Here is a 2,645-nt window from a genome sequence, read left to right as displayed (position 1 = left end):
TGTAAATAAAGAAGCCAGTAAATGAATTTATATAAAACTCATTTACTGGCTATTTAGATAGGAATTATGTCCCAGCCCCCAATCTTAGCGAATCATATCATTAATATTTTTTAATTTCATTTAAAATAATTGAACCATATTAAATATCTAAAGCTTCAAGTCTTTCTCTAATAATTAATCTTAAAATTGGATCAAAGTTAATCGAGGGCGTAATGTGTAATTGACTATGCAATGTCATTTCACCTAAAAGGCGTTTTACTTTATTCACCAATCTACCATCAAATAAAAATAATGGGACAATGACTAACTCGTCATATTGCTCTGAGATTTTATCTAAATCATTTTTAAATGCCAATGTCCCATATAAAGCTCTTGCATAAACAGGATGATGACTATCAAGCGTTTTAACAAATGCTTTTAATTCATCATGTGCTTTCGTAAAACGTCCACTTCCATTTCCATGGGCAATTACTATAGTTGCTTGGGTTGAATCTTCACTGACTTTTTCATCAGCAATTCTATTTTCTACCAATGTTTTCATATATGGATGTGTACCAAGAGGCGCACTCATTTTACTATCAATTTGTGGATATCGAGCTTTCATCTCTTTAAGTATTTGTGGAATATCACTGACATAATGCATTGCACTAAAAATGAGTAAAGGTACAATACGAAATTTTGTAATTCCTTGCTTAATCATCTTCTCCATTATGATTTCAAGATTTTGTGTTTCACTTTCTAAAAATGCTAACTCATAATAATATTGCTCATCTTTTAATAGAGTTCCGATAAATTCTTCTAAAGCTTCATTCTGATTTCCTTTTCTCATACCATGAGCGACTAAAATATTACCTATCATAATTATCCCACCCTTTTGTATTATCATTATTACGAATAATTAAATCACATTTATGTACCAATGTATATTGTAGTATCTTAAATAAATGTACTATCATAGTTGTCAAAAATTTTATTTTTTAAATTATAAGTTATATAATAAAATTCGTTGAGAGTTTATAAATATAATCATGCCAATTGTATATATATTTACTACATAATTACATTTTTAAATATCTCAAATAATTCATATTTAGAGAGGATTTCATTTATGAAAAAATTGATTACTCTTATTGTCATGATATCTTTTGTTTTAGCGAGCTGTGGGGGTACCTCAAGTACTGACAAAGACACCCTCAATGTTGAAATACCTTTGAAAACTAAATCAATTGCACCTTACGAAACTGATATCCCAGTTAAAACAGGTGCCTTGGAATCGCTTTTTAAAATGTCGAAAAATGGTAAAGTTAAACCTTTATTAGTCAAAAAATATCATCAAGTATCTGACAATCAACTAGAACTCACATTAAAAGATAATATTAAATTTCAAAACGGTCATCATTTAACAGGCGAAGCTGTAAAACGCAGTCTTGAAGAGGGAATGAAAAAAAGTGATTTGTTAAAAGGATCACTTCCTATCAAATCAATCAACGCTCTTGGACAAAAAGTCACAATCAATACTAAAGAACCTTATCCAGAATTAAAGTCTGAACTCGCAAGCCCATTTGCTGCTATATACGACACAAAAGCTAAAAACAAAGTAACTGATCAACCTGTTGGTACGGGTCCTTATCAAATTGACAGTTATAAACGTTCGCAAAAAATCGTATTAAAACAATTCAAAGACTACTGGCAAGGTACGCCAAAATTAAAAAGAATTAATGTCACTTATCATGAAGATGGTAATACTCGTGTTGATCACTTATTAGCAGGCAAATCAGATTTGACTACTGATGTTCCAATTGAACGCGTTGATGATGTAAAAAAATCTAACAAAGCAAAGATTCAAAGTACATCAGGCTTTAGAACGCATTTAATGTTATACAATCATGATAGTAAAAAAGTTAATAAAAAAGTAAGAGAAGCACTAGATATGATTATCAATCGAAAAGACATTGCTAAAAATGTTTCTAAAAATTATGCTGATCCTGCATCAGGTCCTTTCAACCATCGATTAAAATCATTAGAAAAAGAAGAAATTCAATCACAAGACATCAAGCGTGCAAAGGAACTTTTAGCTAAAGAAGGTTATTCCAAATCGCATCCTCTTAAATTAAATATGGTCACATACGATGGTCGACCAGAATTGCCTAAAATTGGACAGGTGATACAATCAGAAGCTAAAAAAGCAAATGTTGATATACAATTACGCAATGTAGATGATATCGAAGGTTATCTCAAAAACAAACAGGCTTGGGATGTTTCAATGTATAGTTATTTAAGTGTGCCACGTGGTGATACAGGTTATTTCTTTAACACTGCATACTTACCTGAAGGTGCATTAAATAAAGGTAATTATAGTAATCCTAAAGTCACTCAGTTAATTAAAAAATTAAATACTACTTTCGGTGACAAACAACGTGCTCAAGTGACTAATGAAATACTAAATGAATCTAAAAAAGATGTTCCTAACAGCTATATCACTTACAACTCTCAAATAGATGGTGTGAATAATAATGTAAGACATTTTAATGTTACACCAGAATCTATCTATTTAATTGATTATAAATTAAGTAAAAAAGAATAATAATTGATACGAGCCTTGGACATAATTCTTAGCAAAATAGCCAGTAAATGAGTTTTCATAA

At 30.2% G+C, this 2,645-nt stretch carries 2 protein-coding genes; one reads left to right on the top strand and one right to left on the bottom strand.

The annotated features are described in order from the left end of the window. Positions 1–139 precede the first annotated feature (139 nt). Positions 140–859: a sirohydrochlorin chelatase gene (locus HMPREF3241_RS05030; RefSeq protein WP_002490688.1), complete on the bottom strand. Its 720-nt coding sequence runs from the start codon at positions 857–859 to the stop codon at positions 140–142. 249 nt (positions 860–1,108) lie between these two features. On the opposite strand from HMPREF3241_RS05030, the gene nikA reads away from it, so the two are divergent. Next, complete coding sequence (gene nikA / locus HMPREF3241_RS05025) at positions 1,109–2,584, top strand: nickel ABC transporter substrate-binding protein (RefSeq protein WP_070846290.1); 1,476 nt, start codon at positions 1,109–1,111, stop codon at positions 2,582–2,584. Positions 2,585–2,645: the final 61 nt, after the last annotated feature.

It is taken from the genome of Staphylococcus sp. HMSC34G04 (assembly GCF_001838765.1).
In the GTDB taxonomy this organism is placed as follows: Bacteria; Bacillota; Bacilli; order Staphylococcales; family Staphylococcaceae; genus Staphylococcus; species Staphylococcus epidermidis.
Note: the sequence above shows the minus strand (reverse complement) of the source record. Positions and strands in the feature narration are given on the sequence as shown.